Source organism: Paracoccus sp. TRP (assembly GCF_000185925.1).
Lineage (GTDB): Bacteria > Pseudomonadota > Alphaproteobacteria > Rhodobacterales > Rhodobacteraceae > Paracoccus > Paracoccus kondratievae.
The window spans coordinates 120843-138083 of the sequence record NZ_AEPN01000009.1 but is presented as its reverse complement, the minus strand read 5'-3'; the positions used below and the strand labels follow the sequence as shown (position 1 = coordinate 138083).

The window sequence follows — 17241 nt, the reverse complement described above, 5'->3', positions numbered from 1 at the left end:
GGGGAATCCTTTTTGTCAACACAACCTAAAGACTCTGTAAATTCTTCAAAGCTTGACCCGCTGAATCGTAGCAGGCGACGGATCTTTTCCTGCCGGGTCAGCCACGATCCCATATCCTCTAGAAACTCGTTTACCGATTTTTCAAGTATTTTGGCAGATGTGATCACTATTGAATATGTAATATTGTCCGAGACTTCGTTCCAGGTAAGAAAACTGTCGGCTTTTATCCCGACCTTGGTTACGACCTGATTCCAAGTATCTCTGTCGTAGTTACTGCGGATAAAAGCTTCGATGCAGCGATTGATTAATCCGTGCATTTTCTCAGTACCGTGCTTTATTCATTTAAGAGGAGCTACTGCTCCAGAATCGTTCTTTGGGGGATGTTTCAGTGGAAATAATCTCTAATCTGTTCTGGTGGAGATATATTGCTGTAGCGCCATGGATGCGCAGATAGTCAGTATCTACGATCAGGCACCCTTCTTTGGACGTCTTCCCGTCTGATAGTCTTCCGGTAATCACAACAATTTCCTGATTCTGGCAGAACGTACCAGAATTCTGCTCAGCAGAACTTTTCGTCAAATGGCGGATAAGCAGTGGGTTTGCACTCTGAGTTAGCTTGGCTACGCGGTTTGATGCTTCGCCGCGCCAAAGCTGATGGGCTGCGGCCTGAACTTGATCGGCAGGATCACCGTCAGCCTCCAGCCAATTGCGGACAGCGAAACTACCACCAGTTGGTTTTGAAGGCACACGTCCAGCAGGCGTCATAATTGCGACCGCATCGCCTTGAGCCGAAATAAGAATATCGGGGCGCCTGTCTGTCAGCCATAGAATGATCGCACTTACCATCAAGACTGCCCCGGCCAGGCGTCGGGAGAATAGCGCTGCGCGGTGGTATCCTCCCATAGGACCAAGTGTCACCAACACTGCACCTATGGCCATGACCGGCAGGACCGAGTTTGGTGCCGCCGGGATCAGCATCACTGCTCCACGCAAGTCAGCGATCCATTGAGCGATCATCAGCATCCAACTTGTACCGACACCCATCAACCACAGTGCTGGCTGCGCCAGTCCGATAGGTGCGAGCAGAGCCGCCATGACACCACCGGGCATGACCAGTACTCCAACGACCGGCACAACAAGCATATTTGCAAGCAATCCGTACTGGGTCATTCGGCCGAAATGGGCAGCAGCAATCGGTGCGGTGGCGAGACTTGCTACCAGCGATGAGACGACAAGCATCAGGATTGGCCTTGTCCACCAAGTCAGGTGTGGTGAAACTTTCAGCCACGGCTCATGTACAAGGATCAGTGCGACTGTGGCGGCAAAACTCATCTGAAAACCGGGGTCAGTCAGTGCCTCGGGTTTCACCACCAGAACTATAGTCGCTGCGACTGCGACGGTGCGCAAAGAAACCGCACGCCTGTCTGCAATGATCGCGAGCAGCATTACCGCGACCATGATGAAAGAGCGCTCGGTCGCAACACCGCCACCTGACAGCCAAAGATACACCCCGGCTGCGGTAAGCGCGCCGGCTGCGGCAAGCTTGTGCAGTGGGCCGGGCCGAAGCCCTGTTGCACCCTGTATTGCGGTGCCGACAAGCCGAAGACCGGCATAGACGAACCCCGCGAGCATACTCATATGCAGGCCTGAGATCGAGATGATGTGGTACAGGTTCGAATCGCGCATGATCTGATTGGTCTGCTCGGCGATTCCCGAGCGGTCGCCAGTCATCAACGCCGCTGCTACTGCTCCGGCCTGTCCGCCGATTTTCTGGCGCATGGATTCCGCGAGGTTCATCCGCAGCCGATGCATGCTGAGCAACCCGTCCTCAGCCGGAGGTGCTACGGTCAGCACCGGCGTGCGGGCGTAACCAACAGCCCCTAGCCGCTCGAACCAGGCGAGGCGGCGAAAGTCGAAAGCGCCAGGCTCAGTCGGGCCTGCGGGCGGGGCAAGATGCGCGGTCAGCATCACCTGCTGCCCAGGCACAGGCAACGTCTCGTAATCATGCAGGGAGACCCGCACCCGTTCCGGAGTCCGGGTTGGCGGCACCTTATGCAGCCTTACCCGGTCAAGCAGCAGCCGGATGCGGTCGCTGGAAGAGCGATCAATGCCGATTACCCGACCTTCGACCGGTCCATAATAACGAAACCCCAGCACCGGAGCCGCGACCATATGCGCCCTGCCCCCGGCCAGCCCGGCGCCTAGCGTGATAAGGCACAGCGCCAGCCCGACAAGCCGCAAACGGTCGGCCCATGGCCAGCCGATGCGCCCTGTTTCCGCCAATCTGGGCGCTGCAAGCGATAAAAGCAGGCTCATCCCCCCGATCAGCACCAGCGCTGCGTAGAACTTGCGGCCGGGCTCATCGCGCAGCAGAAACCAGCCGCCGATGCCAAGCGCCAGCCAAAAGGGTATCCAGGGTAGCAGCCCGGCACGCAACGTGACCGGAGGCCTTGGTACCGCGCTCTGCGATGCCAGCCGCTCCCTACGGACCACCGGCAGGCCAATCAGGGAGGTGTTTACCGATTCCGTCACCAAAACTTGTCCTTGTCGCATCACTTGCGTATCTGTGACGGCAAGATTGGCATGCCGACTCTTTCAGAAGAGTTAATCGACGCAGCCAATATCCCTGTTTTCTGGATCGACCGGACCTCGCATGATTGATTCCTCCCCTGTTGTGACCCGCTTTGCCCCCTCTCCGACCGGCTATCTGCATATCGGCGGCGCGCGAACGGCACTTTTCAACTGGCTTTATGCCCGTGGCCGGGGCGGGAAATTTCTGCTGCGGATCGAGGATACCGACCGTGCGCGGTCAACACCCGAGGCGACTGAGGCGATCTTGGAAGGTCTGCGCTGGCTGGGGCTGGACTGGGATGGTGAGCCGACCAGCCAGTTCGCCTGCCGTGAACGCCATGCTGAGGTCGCCCGCGCAATGCTGGAAAACGGGACGGCCTATAAATGTTTCTCGACTGTCGAAGAGATCGAGCAGTTCCGCGAAGCAGCCAAGGCCGAAGGGCGTTCGACGCTGTTTCTTTCGCCTTGGCGCGATGCGGATCCGGCGACCCATCCTGATGAGCCCTATGTCATTCGGCTAAAGGCGCCGCGCAGCGGAGAAACTGTGGTTCATGACGCTGTGCAAGGCGACGTGACCTTTGCCAATGAACAGCTGGATGACATGGTCCTGCTGCGCTCGGACGGGACGCCCACCTATATGCTGGCGGTGGTGGTCGATGACCATGACATGGGTGTCACCCATGTTATCCGCGGCGATGATCACCTGACAAATGCTGCGCGGCAGATTCATATCTATCAGGGCATGGGCTGGCAGATCCCGGTGTTCGCCCATATTCCGCTGATCCATGGACCTGACGGCAAGAAATTGTCCAAGCGTCACGGAGCGGTCGGTCTGCATGAATATGCGGCTATGGGTTATCCAGCGGCGGCGATGCGCAATTACCTTGCCCGTCTTGGCTGGAGCCATGGCGACGACGAGCTTTTCGATGATGAGCAGGCCAAGGCATGGTTCGACCTCAACGGGATTGGCAAGGCTCCTGCCCGGCTGGACTTCAAGAAACTTGAGCATGTCAGCGGCTGGCATATCGCGCGGATGAGCGACGATGATATTTTGGCCGAAATTGCGACCTTCCTCGCAGCTACTGGGGCTGCGCCGTTGGAAGAGCGCCAGATTTCGCGTATCCGTCCGGCGCTTGAGGCATTGAAAGCCAAGGCAAAAACCCTGCCCGCGCTGCTTGATCAGGCCCATTACGCCCTGATTGATCGTCCGGTCGAGATCGAAGAAAAGGCCGCATCGGCGCTGGATTCTGTATCCCGTGGTATACTGAGTGAATTGACTGCCGCAGTGCAGAATGCTAGCTGGAGCCGTGACGAACTCGAAGCGGCAGCCAAGCAAATCGGCGAGTCGCACGGGCTGGGATTGGGCAAGATCGCGGCACCGCTTCGTGCGGCGCTCGCTGGCCGCAGTTCAACCCCCAGCGTGTTCGATATGATGTTAGCACTTGGCCGCGAAGAGACGCTGGCCCGGCTGCAGGATCAGGCGGGCTAAGGCCCGCTCCCATCACCCGGCCCGTGGGCTGGCGACAGGTGAAAGGAACTGGGAATGGCTGAAGGAAAAACCGCGAAACTGCAACTGGGAGGCAAGGATTTCGATCTCGCAGTCCTTTCCCCGACCGCCGGGCCGGACGTCATCGACATTCGCAAACTCTATGGCGAAGCGGGCGTCTTTACCTATGACCCCGGGTTCACCTCGACTGCGTCTTGTGATTCGACCATCACCTATATCGACGGCGACAAGGGTGAGCTTTGGTATCGCGGCTATCCGATCGAGCAGCTGGCCGAGCATTCGCATTACCTGGAAGTCTGCTACCTGCTGCTTTACGGCGAACTGCCGAACCGCGACCAGCTCGTTGACTTTGAAACCCGGGTGACCCGCCACACCATGGTGCATGAACAGATGCACTATTTCTTCCGCGGTTTCCGCCGCGACAGCCACCCGATGGCGACCATGGTGGGCGTGGTTGGGGCCATGTCGGCCTTCTATCACGACTCGATCGACATCAATGACCCGGTCCAGCGCGAGATCGCCTCGATCCGGCTGATTGCCAAGGTTCCGACCATCGCTGCGATGGCCTATAAATATTCGCTGGGCCAGCCCTTCGTCTATCCGCGCAATGAGCTGGATTACGCCAGCAACTTCCTGCACATGTGCTTCTCGGTCCCGGCCGAGCCCTATCAGGTCGATCCGGCGCTGGCGCGCGCTATGGACCGCATCTTTACCCTGCATGCGGATCACGAACAGAACGCCTCGACCTCGACCGTGCGTCTGGCTGGCTCTTCGGGCGCGAACCCCTTTGCCTGTATCGCCGCAGGCATCGCTTGCCTCTGGGGGCCGGCACATGGCGGCGCCAACCAGGCCTGCCTTGAGATGCTGCGCCAGATCGGCACTGTCGACCGGATCCCCGAATTCCTTGCCCGCGCCAAGGATAAGAACGATCCGTTCCGCCTGATGGGCTTTGGTCACCGGGTCTATAAGAACTTTGACCCGCGGGCCAAGGTAATGAAGGAATCGGCTGACGAGGTTCTGGACCTGCTTGGTATCCACAACAACCCGACCCTCCAGGTTGCCAAAGAGCTTGAGCGGATCGCGCTTGAGGACGAATATTTCGTCGCCAAGAAGCTTTATCCGAACGTCGATTTCTACTCGGGCATCATCCTCGAAGCTATTGGCTTCCCGACTTCGATGTTCACCCCGATCTTTGCGCTGTCGCGGACTGTCGGCTGGATCTCGCAGTGGAAAGAGATGATTGCCGATCCGCAGAACAAGATCGGCCGTCCGCGCCAGCTTTACGTCGGTGCTCCGCGCCGCGACTACAAGCCGCTGGACGCCCGCTGAGCGGCAAAACGCAGAAAGATACGAAACGGCCCCGGAGCACATCCGGGGCCGTTCTGCTGCGTCCCCATCACGTACTTTGTGCGATCGGCTGGCAGGGCAGCGGCTATTCGCCCGAGTTCACCGCCAATATGGACAGCATTGTGCGCGACCGGCTGCGCGCTGATCCGCAGACGCCTGTATTGATCACCGGAATGGCAGATTCGATCTGCGCGCCCTGCCCTTCGCGGCGTGGCATGGGCTGCCTTGGCGATGAGCGCATTCGCAGGCTCGACCGCCGCCATGCAGCGGCACTTGGTATCCGGCCCGGCCAGCGCATGACCTGGGCCGAGGCACAGGGTCGCGCGGTCGACAGTCTGCAACCCCGGGATCTTGCAAGAATCTGTTCGGGTTGCCAATGGCTTGATCTGGGTATCTGCCAGTCGGCACTGGCGCGATTGCAGCAGGAAGCGCGGCCAGAATGACGTAGCCAGAATGCCGGGGCTTGCACCCGCCCGCAGCCGGTGCCAAATCGGCAGCCATGACCGAGCATGACAAAATCGCGCTGATCACCGGCGCCTCGCGCGGCCTTGGTGCCGCTTTGGCCGAAGCCCTTGCCGCTCGCGGCTGGCATATCCTGGCTGTTGCCCGCACGACTGGTGCGCTGGAAGAACTGGACGACCGTATCCGCAAGGCTGGCGGTTCGGCCACGCTGGCTCCCATGGATATTGGTCAGCCCGAGGCCATGGTACAGATGGCCAAGGCAGTGACAGAGCGTTGGGGCGGACTAAATCTCTGGGCACATACTGCGATCCACGCCGCGCCGCTGTCCCCGGCGGGCCATATCGACGGCAAGGATTTTCAGAAATCCGTGGATATGAACCTTGTCACGACACGCGGGCTGATCGGTTTGATCGAGCCGCTTTTGCGCGCGCGTAAGGGCACGGCACTGTTCTTTGACGACAAATACGCCGGGCAGAAATTCTTTGGCAGCTATGGTGCGACCAAGGCCGCGCAGATCGCGCTGGCTCGCAGCTGGCAGCTTGAGAATCAGACGCTTGGTCCTCGTGTCGTCATTGCCGAACCAGCACCGATGCCGACCGCCGTTCGCGCTCGCTTCTTCCCCGGAGAGGATCGCGCCCGCCTTACCCCCTGCAAGGCTGAGGCCGAGCGTATTCTGACCGGCCTCCTCTAACGCGCAAACGATAGCAGACGGTCGATATCCAGATGCGCCTCAAGGTGCTCGGCCAGCCGGTCGAGCACGTCATCGACTCCGGCACCGTAATTCAGGGCCGAGACTGCGTCAAATTGCGCCAGCCATGCCGCACGAAAGGCGTCGCCGGTAAAAAGCCCGTGCAGATAGGTACCCGCGACCCTGCCGCAGGGGCTGCCTGCCCCATCCGGGCCGGGAATATGGGCAAAGGGGCGGGCGCAATCCGGTCCCTCGGTTCGGCCCATGTGGATTTCATACCCTTCAACAGGCGCGCCTAGTGCGGTCCCCCGGCTGCGGGTCAGGCGCTTTTCCGGGGCCATACGCGTCTCGACGTCCAGATGTCCCAGCCCCTGGGTGCTGCCGGGGCTGCCGTCATAGCCATCAGGATCGTGGATCCGGCGGCCAAGCATCTGATAGCCGCCGCATATCCCCAGCACCCGCCCCCCACGCCGCAGATGCGCAGCAAGGTCGATATCCCAGCCTTGCTGGCGCAGGAAATCCAGATCGCCGCGCGTCGATTTCGTCCCGGGCAGGATCACCACATCAGCGTCGCCCGGCAAGGCCTGACCGGGCGGGACCATGGTCAACCGCACCCCCGGCTCGGCCGTGAGCGGGTCGAGATCGTCGAAATTAGCGATACGCGACAGCATCGGACAGGCGATATGCAGCCCCCCTGCCCCCGAGGCGCGACGCAGATCCACTGCGTCCTCGGCGGGCAGGCGCGCGGCATCGGCAAACCAGGGGACAAGCCCAAGATCGGGCCAACCCGTGCGCTCAGTGATAAAGTGGCGGCCTTCGTCAAACAGCGACGGATCCCCGCGAAAACGGTTAATGATAAAGCCGCGGATCATCGCCGCATCCTCAGGATCAATCACCGCCTGAGTGCCGATGATCTGGGCAATGACGCCGCCGCGGTCGATGTCTCCGGCCAGAACCACAGGCACGCCGGCGGCACGGGCAAAGCCCATATTGGCGATATCCCGGGCACGCAGGTTGACCTCGGCCGGACTGCCGGCGCCTTCTACCAGCACCAGATCATGGGCGCTGCGCATGCGGGAAAAGCTGTCCAGAACCACATTCATCAGTTGCTGTTTCAGGGCGCCGTAATCGGCGGCGGCGGCGCGGGTCATGGCGTGACCCTGCACCACCACCTGCGCAGTGCGGTCAGTCTCGGGTTTCAGCAGGACCGGGTTCATGTGGACCGAAGGGGCAAGCCCGGCTGCCCGCGCCTGTAAGGCCTGTGCGCGGCCGATTTCTCCGCCATCAGGGGTGACGGCAGCGTTGTTCGACATGTTCTGGGGCTTGAAGGGTGCAACACTGATCCCGCGCCGCAAAGCCGCGCGGCACAGCCCCGCCACCAGCAGCGATTTTCCCACATTCGACCCGGTTCCCTGGATCATCAGCGCGCCCATGGTTCCCCCCGCTTGCCAACCCGTGCCCAGGTGACTAGATAGGCGCGTCGCTGAATGAAAGGCCCCGTGGTGGAAAACGTCGTCCTTACCGTGCATCTGATCCTTGCCGTCCTGCTGATCGGAGTGGTGCTGTTGCAACGGTCCGAGGGCGGCGGCCTTGGCATTGGCGGGGGTGGCGGCGGTGTGATGACCGGTCGTCAGGCCGCCAACGCGCTGTCGCGACTGACCTGGATTTTTGCTATCGGCTTTATCATCACCTCGATGGCCCTGACCCTGATCGCTGCAAAAAATGCGTCGAGCGGCTCGATCGTGGATCAGCTGGATCTTGGCGGGGCCGAAACTGCGCCGGCAGGCGAACTGCCCGGAATCGGCGGCTATACGCCGCCCCCGGGTGCGGGCCAGCCCGTTGTTCCGGGCGCTGGCCAACCGGTGACGCCGCCCGCGCCGGCAGCCCAGACCCCTGCCCCGCAGGCGCCTGCTGAGGCTGGCGAAGCGGCTCCGGCGGCGCAGGAACCGGCTGCCCAGAATACAGGCAATAACTGATACCATAACTTGGGGCCGCCTCGGCTGCCCCTTACCATAACTTGCGGTCCGTTGCGGCCACGGGATAAATCAGATATGACTTTAGTCCCGTGATACCCGCTAGATTCGGGCCGCAATCTGCTATTGATAATTCACGGGGGCCTCGATGGCGCGATACATCTTCATCACCGGCGGTGTGGTTTCTTCGCTCGGCAAGGGGCTGGCATCGGCGGCGCTGGGGGCGCTTTTGCAGGCACGGGGCTACACTGTGCGTCTGCGCAAGCTTGACCCCTATCTGAACGTCGATCCCGGCACCATGAGCCCCTTTGAACATGGTGAGGTTTTTGTCACCGATGACGGGGCGGAAACCGATCTCGATCTTGGGCATTATGAGCGATTTACCGGCGTGTCGGCGCGTAAGACCGACTCGGTCTCGGCCGGCAGGATCTATTCCAACGTTCTGGAGAAAGAGCGGCGCGGTGCCTATCTGGGTAAAACCATTCAGGTCATTCCCCACGTCACGAATGAAATCAAAGACTTTCTTGCGATTGGCGAGGAAGAGGTCGATTTCATGCTCTGCGAGATCGGCGGCACGGTCGGCGATATCGAAGGCTTGCCCTTCTTTGAGGCGATCCGGCAGTTTTCGCAGGAACGTCCGCGCGGGCAGTCGATCTTTATGCATCTGACGCTGATGCCCTATCTGGCCGCCAGTGGTGAGCTGAAAACCAAACCGACCCAGCATTCGGTGAAAGAGCTGCGCTCGATCGGGATTGCCCCGGATGTCCTGGTCTGCCGCAGTGAGCAGCCCATCCCGGAAAAGGAACGCGCCAAGATCGCACTGTTCTGCAATGTACGGCCTGACGCCGTGATCCCGGCCTATGACCTGAAGTCGATCTATGAGGCCCCGCTGGCCTACCATCGTGCCGGTCTCGATCAGGCGGTGCTTGACGCCTTTCAGATCAGCCCAGCCCCTCGCCCCGATCTGACACGTTGGGAGGATGTGATGGATCGGCTGGAAAATGCCGAGGGCGAGGTTCGGGTCGCCGTGGTCGGCAAATACACCCAGCTTGAGGACGCGTATAAATCCATCGCCGAGGCGCTGACCCATGGCGGAATGGCCAATCGTGTCCGCGTCCGCGCTGATTGGGTGGACAGCGAAAAGCTTGAAGGCGAAGGCGCCCATCTTCTGGACGGCTACAACGGAATCATCGTTCCCGGCGGTTTTGGCGAGCGCGGCACCGAGGGCATGATTGCCGCAGCGAAATATGCCCGTGAAAAGAAAGTGCCCTATCTGGGCATCTGTCTTGGTATGCAGATGGCCGTGATCGAGGCGGCGCGCAACCTTGCCGACATGCCCGACGCGGGTTCCGAGGAATTTGACCATGAGGCCGGCGAGACGCGTTTTACCCCGGTGGTCTATCACCTCAAGGAATGGGTGCAGGGCAATTACACCGTCCAGCGCAAGCTGACCGACGACAAAGGCGGCACCATGCGGCTTGGCGCCTATACGGCGGTGCTGTCGCCCGGCTCGAAGATTTCCAAGGTTTATGGCGGTGCGCTGGAGATCGAGGACCGCCACCGTCACCGCTATGAGGTCGATGCCAAATATCGTGAAAAGCTTGAGCAAGCCGGTCTCAGCTTTTCCGGCATGTCCCCCGACGGGCGGCTGCCCGAGGTGGTCGAATATGCCGACCATCCGTGGTTCATCGGCGTCCAGTCGCACCCCGAGCTGAAGTCGAAACCTTTCGAGCCTGCGCCGCTTTTTGCGGGCTTCGTTCGCGCCGCGATGGAGAACGAGCGGCTGGTCTGATCCACCGCCTGTCGCCATAATGTCGGGATCACAGGAATGGTCCCGACATGCGCGCACTTTTGACCCTGATCGCACTTTCTGCCACACCCGCCTTTGCGGATGCATCGTTGTTTCTGATTGATCAGACCAGCCTGCCCTTTGATCTGGGACCCGGCGCGCCTCAGAACTCTCCGGCAAAAACCTCGAATTCGCCCAATGCGGCGGCGAATTCGGCGGCCAGTTCGGCCAACAGCTCATCCAGCTATGCCAATTCTCCGCAGAACCCGGCCAATGAAAAGCGGGTAATCTTTACCGGTGACGGTTCGGTCGTTGGGTATTACGCTCCGAACGGTGCGGGAACGCTGAATCTATTCACTGTCACCGGCAAGCGCGTCGCCTACCGCCCCAAAGGCAGCAAAAGCCTTTTTTCCAATGACGGTCGCTGGTGTGGCACAGTTGCCGGATCCAGCGGCGGCGGCATCGCATTTGGCATCATCCGGGCCTGCGCCGGGCTGTTCTAGGAACCGACACGGGATTGTCACATTGTCCAGCTAGACCGCCGCAGAGCAGCAGGAGATCACCGATGCGGGACGCAACGCCCAAAGACTGGCTCGAGGCCGAACTTCAGGACACTCTGGATGAGGATATCGAGATCGAGCTTGAGGATGCGACCCTGTCGCAAGAGTTGTCCCGGATCTATCGCGCCGCCCATCCCGATGCGATGCCGCGCGCGGATTATTTCCGCGAGTTGCTGCGTTTGCAGGCTGAACTGATCCGGTTGCAGGACTGGGTATCATACAACAAGGAAAAGGTCGTGGTCATTTTCGAAGGCCGCGACAGCGCAGGTAAGGGCGGGGCAATCAAGCGCATTACCCAGCGGCTTAACCCACGTGTGGCGCGTGTGGTCGCCCTGCCCGCGCCTTCGGACCGTGAAAAGACCCAATGGTATTTCCAGCGCTACGTTCCCCACCTGCCAGCGGGCGGCGAGATCGTGCTTTTTGACCGCAGCTGGTACAACCGCGCCGGGGTCGAGCGGGTGATGGGCTTTGCGACCGAAGATCAGGTCGAACAGTTCTTTCGCGACGTCCCGGAGTTTGAGCGGATGTTGGTTCGCTCGGGCATCCGGCTGGTGAAATACTGGTTTTCGATCACGGATGAGGAACAGCAGATGCGCTTTCTGATGCGCATTCATGACCCGCTGAAACAGTGGAAACTGTCGCCCATGGACCTGCAGGCACGCGTCAGGTGGGAGGACTACACCAAGGCCAAGGAAGATATGTTCGAGCGCACGAACATCCCCGAAGCGCCCTGGTACATTGTCCCCGGCAATGACAAAAAGCGGGCGCGGCTGAACTGTATGGCTCATCTGCTCAGCATGATTCCCTATGGCGACGTCCCGCATGAAGAGATCTCCCTGCCTGATCGGGTCTTTAATCCCGATTACGAGCGCGAGGTGCTGCCGCCGGAACTCTATGTGCCGCAACGTTACTAGCTGAGGTCAGGGGGCGCAGGGCGCAGCCTGACGGCTGACTGCTTACGCGTTTTCCGGGGCCAGGTCCTCTCAGGGCGAAAAATCTGCCTGACAAATTTCGCGCTGCATATTGTTGCGGCGTGAAAATGTCATAATATCCACCCATGTTTCGCAATCTTCTGACCCGGCTTTTCGCCGACAGTACCGACCAAACGCGCCTGAACGGGCAGGATGCCGAAGTCGCGGTCGCCTCGCTTTTGGTGCGGCTGGCACGCGCCGACGATCATTATGGTGTTGTCGAGCAGCAGCGCATCGACCAGGTGCTGGCGCGCCGCCGTGGCCTGACCCGGATCGAGGCCGCCGAAAAGCGCGCCGCAGCCGAGATGATCGAGGCCGAAGCCCCTGATACGGTACGCTTTACCCGTACGATCAAGGAACGTGTCGAGTTGCAGGACCGGCAAAAGATCATCGCCGCACTGTGGGAGGTTGCCTATGCCGACGGCCAGCGCGACCCCGAAGAAGAGGCGTTGGTGCGGCTGGTCGCCGGGCTGTTGGGCGTGAACGACCGCGACTCTGCTCTGGCCAGGAATCAGGCTCTGGACGATCTGGGTCAGGTGGATTCGTGAAAAACCACTGCTCCTGCCCCCGCTCTCAAGCCTGCGACCTGACCGGAAAGCCAGCGAGGAAAGCGTTGCAATCGAGTGGCAAATATCGCCTCATATCTGCATGAGCCAAACAGAACCGATCAGTATGACAGCCGCTACGCCCCCGGCCGCGGGGCTCTCTCGCAGCTCTGACGCGCCGGTGATCCAGATCCGGGACCTGCACAAGTCTTACGGCCCACTGCAGGTTATCCGCGGCGTCAGCCTTGCCGCACCGCGCGGCCATGTCGTCAGCCTGATCGGCTCGTCCGGGTCGGGCAAATCGACGCTTCTGCGCTGCTGCAACTTGCTTGAAGACAGCCAGCAAGGCGAGATCCTGTTTGAGGGCGAGGCCGTGCGTTGGCGCGGTACCGGTCTTGCGCGTGCCCCTGCCGACCGGGCACAGGTGACGCGGCTGCGCACCAATCTGTCGATGGTGTTTCAGCAATTCAACCTCTGGTCCCACATGACGATCCTGCAAAACGTCACGGAGGCGCCGGTGCATGTGCTTAAACGCGATCCCCGCCAGGTCGAGGCCCGCGCGCGTGAGCTGTTGGCCAAGGTTGGTATCGGCGACAAGGCTGACGCCTGGCCCGCGCAGCTTTCGGGCGGACAGCAGCAGCGCGCGGCCATAGCGCGTGCCCTGTGCATGGAGCCCAAGGCGTTGCTATTGGATGAGCCGACCAGCGCACTGGACCCCGAGTTGCAGCAAGAGGTGGTGCGCGTCATCAAGGACCTTGCCGCCGAACATCGCACCATGCTGCTTGTCACCCATGACATGCGTCTGGCGGCAGATGTCAGCGATCACGTCGTCTTTCTCCATCAAGGCCGGATCGAGGAAGAAGGCCCCCCTGACCAGTTGTTCGGCGCACCCCGCTCTGAACGGCTGCGGCAGTTCCTGAGTGCAACAATGGCCGAATGAAAACACCAACAGGAGAGTGAAGGATGAAGAACTTGATGCTTGCTGCCGCAGCCCTTGCGCTGACCGCGGGCATGGGGCTGGCACAGACGGTGCGCATTGCGACCGAGGGCGCCTATCCTCCCTACAACCTCGTCAACGATCAGGGCGAGGTCGACGGTTTCGAGGTCGAGCTGGGCAATGAGCTGTGCAAACGCGCCCAGCTGGAATGCACCTGGGTCAAGAATGACTGGGATTCGATCATTCCCAACCTGAACAGCTCGAACTATGACGCGATCATGGCCGGGATGAGCATCACCGAAGAGCGCCGCCAGTCCGTCGCCTTTTCGCAGAACTACATCCCGCCGACTGCATCGGCCTATGCCGCGCCTGCGGCTGATGTGGATGTGACGCAAGGCGTCGTCGCGGCCCAGACCAGCACCATTCAGGCACAATACGTCGCTGAATCGGGGGCCGAGCTTCTGGAATTCGCAACCCCTGACGAAGCTGTGGGTGCGGTCCGCAATGGTGAGGCCGAGGCCGTCTTTGCCGACAAGGACTTCCTCGTCCCGGTGGTCGAGGAATCGGGCGGGGCAATCGTCTGGGTCACCGGCAAGGACGATATCCCGCTGGGCGAAGGTATCGGCATGGCGCTGCGCAAATCCGACACCGAGCTGCGCGAGAAATTCGACGCCGCCATTTCCTCGATGAAAGAGGACGGATCGCTCAATGAAATGATCAAGAAGTGGTTTGGCGACGAGGCCGTGCTGTTCTGATCTGAAACAAGCCCCTGCCCGAACCTTTGTCCGGGCAGGGCATTCCGGGTGATCCATGTTCGCGTCCTGCGCCGATCCCAAATCGCTGGAAGGACTTGCCTGGCTGATGTGCTATCTGGCCTCGGGCAAGCACCTGCTTTTCTATCTCTCCTTCGGCACGGTCCTGCTGTTGCTGGCGATTACTGCACCTGTGGCGCTGCTGTTCGGCTTTGGCGGAGCCATGGCCTCGCGGTCGCGCATCGCGCCGATCCGCTGGTTTGGGCGGATCTATACGTCGATGGTGCGTGGTGTGCCCGACATCATCTTCTTTCTTTTCGTGCCGATCGCACTGGATCAGGCCTTTGAATGGCTGCGCTCGCGCATTTATTGCGACCCGACGGTTCCGGTCAGGCACGGCAATGAATTCATCGTTTGCTCGGCGGCCAAGCTGCCGCTTTCGACTTCGCCGGAATGGGTGCATCAGGCCTATGGCATCTTTCTTGCCGTGATTGCCTTTGCCGTGGTTTTTGGCGCTTTTGCCGCCAATGTGCTTTACGGGGCGATGAATGCCGTGCCTCGCGCCCAGCTTGAGACGGCCGAGGCTTACGGCATGAGCCCCGGACAGGTGAACCGGCGCATTCTGATCCCGCAGATGTGGACCTATGCCCTGCCCGGCCTTGCCAATCTGTGGATGATCCTGATCAAGGCCACGCCGCTTCTTTTCGTGCTGGGGGTTGAAGATATCGTCTATTGGGCGCGTGAGCTGGGGGCGGCCAAGACCCGGGTCTATGCCTATCCGCACCCGGATTGGCGGCTTTATTACTTCCTCGGCATCCTGGTCTTTTATCTGCTGATGACCTGGGGATCCGAGCGGATCTTTGACCGCATCCGCGCCCGGCTGTCGCGAGGTCAGGCCACCGCCGCCGGAGAGGCGATGCGAAAGGCCGCCACATGAACGAATGTCTGCAAACCATTCAGAACTACGGGCTGCGTGCCATCGGCATCGGTGAGCGGCTGCTGCCGCGGGGCGAGTTCACCCTTTGCGAACAATTCACCCTGATCGGCTCGGGGCTGATCTGGAACGTCTATTTTGCGGCGCTGGCGCTGTTTATCGGATTCTTCCTCGCCAACCTTCTGGCCGTGGCGCGGGCCAGCCACAGCCGATTGATCAGAAAACCGGCCGAGTGGTTCATCTTTATCTTTCGCGGCAGCCCGCTCTTTATCCAGTTCTTTCTGGCCTATGAAATGCTCGTCAAACTGCCGCGTGCCGGTATTGACGTGTTTGGCATCACGGTCGAGACTTCGTGGATGACGCGGGCATGGGCCGGTGCGCTGCTGGTTCTGGTGCTGAACACCGCCGCCTATTCGGCCGAGATCTTTTACGGCGCGCTGCGCAACCTGCCCAAGGGCGAGCTTGAGGCAGCTGATGCCTATGGCATGACCGGCTGGACCCGTTATCGCCGAGTGGTCTGGCCGACCGCCATGCGGCTTGCCTGGCCTGCCTATACCAACGAGGCGATCTTTCTGTTCCATGCCACGACGCTGGTGTTCTTTTCGGGCTTTCCAGCCTATCAGCAACGTGGCGATGCGCTGTATTATGCCAGCTACTTTGCTGACAAAACCTTCAACCCCTTCATCGCTTACCCGATCGTGGCGGTTTATTTCGTTTTGCTGACCGTATGCCTCATCGGGCTGTTTGGCATCGTGAACCGCAGACTGAACCGCCATCTGCCCGGTGCGACGAAAAAGATCCGCTACAGGCCCAATCTTATCAGGTGAATCATGGAATGGTTGCGTGAGCATCCCGACGTCAGGACTATCCGAGTGGCTGCGGCCGACCTCAACGGCGTTGCCCGCGGCAAGCGCATCCCGGCGCGTTTTGCCGACAAGATCCTGACCGAAGGCACGAAATTCCCCTTTTCTGTCCTGAACATGGACATCTGGGGCGAGGATATCGAGGACAGCCCGCTGGTCTTTCAGGCCGGTGACCCCGACGGGCTGCTGTTGCCGACCGAGCGTGGCTTCATGCCCATGCCGTGGCTTGAGGCGCCGACCGGCCTTTTGCCGATCTGGATGTTCCATCTTGACGGCCGCCCCTATGAGGGTGATCCCCGTCAGGCGCTGGCTCGGGTCGTTGATCGCTACAAGGCCGCCGGGCTGACGCCGGTGGTGGCGACCGAGCTTGAGTTCTTTCTGATCGACGATTCCGGTGGGCAACTGCGGGTACCGCCCAGTCCGCGCTCTGGCAAGCGTCGCACCGGGGCCGAGACGCTGTCTCTGCGTGCGCTTGACGCTTTCGATCGCTTTTTTACCGCGCTTTACGAAGCTTGTGAGGCGATGGACATCCCCGCCGACACGGCTATTTCCGAGGCCGCGCCGGGGCAATTTGAAATCAACCTGATGCATCAGGCCGATCCGCTGAAGGCAGCCGATGACGCTTGGCTATTCAAGCTGTTGGTCAAGGGGCTGGCGCGACGCTACGGCTTTGCCGGCTCATTCATGGCCAAACCCTATGAGGAATGGAACGGCTCGGGGATGCATATGCATTTCTCGGTACTGGATGCGCAGGGCCGCAACGTCTTTGACAACGGCGGTGAAGAAGGATCCGAGGTGCTGCGCCATGCAGTTGCGGGCTGTCTTGCGGCAATGCCCGGCTCGACTCTGGTCTTTGCCCCGCATGAAAACAGCTATGACCGGCTGGTGCCGAATGCCCATGCGCCGACCGGGATCGGCTGGGCCTATGAAAACCGGACCTCGGCCATTCGTATCCCCTCTTCCGGCCCCAAGGCGCGGCGGATCGAGCATCGCGTGGCCGGGGGCGATGTGAACCCCTACCTGACTGTCGCAGCGGTTCTGGGCGCTGCGCTGAACGGGATCGAAGACAAGGTTGAGCCGCCGCCGCCGATCAAGGGCAATGCCTATGAACAGGGGCTTGAGCAACTGCCGGGCACTTGGGGTTCGGCCATTGATGCCTTTGCCGCCTCATCCGAGATCCGGCGTATCTTTCCTGCCCATCTGATCGAAAATCTTGTCATGACCAAGCGGCAAGAACTGCACTACATGGCCGAGCTGTCGGATGACGAGACGGTTGAACTTTACCTCGATACCGTCTGAAGCACCTGCTCCATGAATGATAAAAGCCGAAGGCTGCAGGCCT

The 17241-nt window shown here is 60.6% G+C and carries 17 protein-coding genes; 14 read left to right on the top strand and 3 right to left on the bottom strand.

From position 1 onward, the window contains the following. Together PARACOCCUSGL_RS21435 and PARACOCCUSGL_RS0108020 are read right to left on the bottom strand one after the other, a co-directional pair. Window positions 1-317: heme NO-binding domain-containing protein (locus PARACOCCUSGL_RS21435; RefSeq protein ID WP_192826984.1), on the bottom strand; the 317-nt coding region annotated here is incomplete at its 3' end. Window positions 318-342: 25 nt separating this feature from the next. Next, entirely contained in the window at window positions 343-2532 is a 2190-nt protein-coding gene (locus PARACOCCUSGL_RS0108020; protein WP_237701497.1) for a ComEC/Rec2 family competence protein, read from the bottom strand. 121 nt (window positions 2533-2653) lie between these two features. Here PARACOCCUSGL_RS0108020 and gltX point away from each other — a divergent pair, with 121 nt between their 5' ends. The 4 genes from gltX to PARACOCCUSGL_RS0108000 are packed head-to-tail and all read left to right on the top strand — an operon-like array spanning window position 2654 to window position 6578. After that, window positions 2654-4060, top strand: coding sequence for a glutamate--tRNA ligase (gene gltX / locus PARACOCCUSGL_RS0108015; RefSeq protein WP_010395046.1), 1407 nt, complete (start codon window positions 2654-2656; stop codon window positions 4058-4060). A 54-nt stretch (window positions 4061-4114) separates the two neighbouring features. Next, a complete protein-coding gene (gltA, locus tag PARACOCCUSGL_RS0108010) occupies window positions 4115-5407 on the top strand; it encodes a citrate synthase (protein ID WP_010395045.1) in 1293 nt (430 codons plus the stop codon). Beyond that, entirely contained in the window at window positions 5305-5868 is a 564-nt protein-coding gene (locus PARACOCCUSGL_RS22585) for a DUF1284 domain-containing protein (protein ID WP_227493339.1), read from the top strand. Before gltA ends, PARACOCCUSGL_RS22585 begins: the two co-directional genes overlap by 103 nt. 56 nt (window positions 5869-5924) lie before the next feature. Beyond that, a complete protein-coding gene (locus tag PARACOCCUSGL_RS0108000; RefSeq protein ID WP_029371797.1) occupies window positions 5925-6578 on the top strand; it encodes an SDR family oxidoreductase in 654 nt (217 codons plus the stop codon). Here the strand turns inward: PARACOCCUSGL_RS0108000 and PARACOCCUSGL_RS0107995 are convergent. Continuing rightward, complete coding sequence (locus PARACOCCUSGL_RS0107995) at window positions 6575-8008, bottom strand: cobyric acid synthase (RefSeq protein ID WP_010395041.1); 1434 nt, start codon at window positions 8006-8008, stop codon at window positions 6575-6577. The genes PARACOCCUSGL_RS0108000 and PARACOCCUSGL_RS0107995 overlap by 4 nt on opposite strands. 69 nt (window positions 8009-8077) lie before the next feature. On the opposite strand from PARACOCCUSGL_RS0107995, the gene secG reads away from it, so the two are divergent. From secG to PARACOCCUSGL_RS0107945, 10 genes are all read left to right on the top strand, one after another. Continuing rightward, window positions 8078-8551 (top strand): preprotein translocase subunit SecG, encoded by a 474-nt coding sequence (secG, locus tag PARACOCCUSGL_RS0107990; RefSeq protein WP_029371794.1) that lies wholly within the window; start codon window positions 8078-8080, stop codon window positions 8549-8551. Window positions 8552-8696: 145 nt separating this feature from the next. Next, window positions 8697-10340 carry a CTP synthase gene (locus tag PARACOCCUSGL_RS0107985; RefSeq protein WP_010395039.1) on the top strand — a complete coding sequence of 548 codons (1644 nt, stop codon included), beginning with the start codon at window positions 8697-8699 and terminating at the stop codon, window positions 10338-10340. Between the two features lie 47 nt (window positions 10341-10387). Beyond that, window positions 10388-10840 carry a hypothetical protein gene (locus PARACOCCUSGL_RS0107980; protein WP_010395038.1) on the top strand — a complete coding sequence of 151 codons (453 nt, stop codon included), beginning with the start codon at window positions 10388-10390 and terminating at the stop codon, window positions 10838-10840. Window positions 10841-10902: 62 nt separating this feature from the next. Then, entirely contained in the window at window positions 10903-11811 is a 909-nt protein-coding gene (ppk2, locus tag PARACOCCUSGL_RS0107975) for a polyphosphate kinase 2 (RefSeq protein WP_010395037.1), read from the top strand. 143 nt (window positions 11812-11954) lie between these two features. Further along, window positions 11955-12416, top strand: a complete 462-nt coding sequence (locus PARACOCCUSGL_RS0107970) for a TerB family tellurite resistance protein (RefSeq protein WP_010395035.1) — start codon at window positions 11955-11957, stop codon at window positions 12414-12416. A gap of 124 nt (window positions 12417-12540) precedes the next feature. Then, on the top strand, window positions 12541-13353 hold the full coding sequence (locus PARACOCCUSGL_RS0107965; protein WP_010395033.1) for an ABC transporter ATP-binding protein: 813 nt from the start codon (window positions 12541-12543) through the stop codon (window positions 13351-13353). 23 nt (window positions 13354-13376) lie between these two features. After that, window positions 13377-14105 carry a transporter substrate-binding domain-containing protein gene (locus PARACOCCUSGL_RS0107960; protein ID WP_010395031.1) on the top strand — a complete coding sequence of 243 codons (729 nt, stop codon included), beginning with the start codon at window positions 13377-13379 and terminating at the stop codon, window positions 14103-14105. A gap of 55 nt (window positions 14106-14160) precedes the next feature. Beyond that, a complete protein-coding gene (locus tag PARACOCCUSGL_RS0107955) occupies window positions 14161-15039 on the top strand; it encodes an ABC transporter permease (RefSeq protein ID WP_010395029.1) in 879 nt (292 codons plus the stop codon). After that, complete coding sequence (locus PARACOCCUSGL_RS0107950) at window positions 15036-15863, top strand: ABC transporter permease (RefSeq protein WP_010395027.1); 828 nt, start codon at window positions 15036-15038, stop codon at window positions 15861-15863. The genes PARACOCCUSGL_RS0107955 and PARACOCCUSGL_RS0107950 overlap by 4 nt, the downstream gene beginning before the upstream one ends. Then, window positions 15864-17198 (top strand): glutamine synthetase family protein, encoded by a 1335-nt coding sequence (locus PARACOCCUSGL_RS0107945; RefSeq protein WP_029371792.1) that lies wholly within the window; start codon window positions 15864-15866, stop codon window positions 17196-17198. Window positions 17199-17241: the final 43 nt, after the last annotated feature.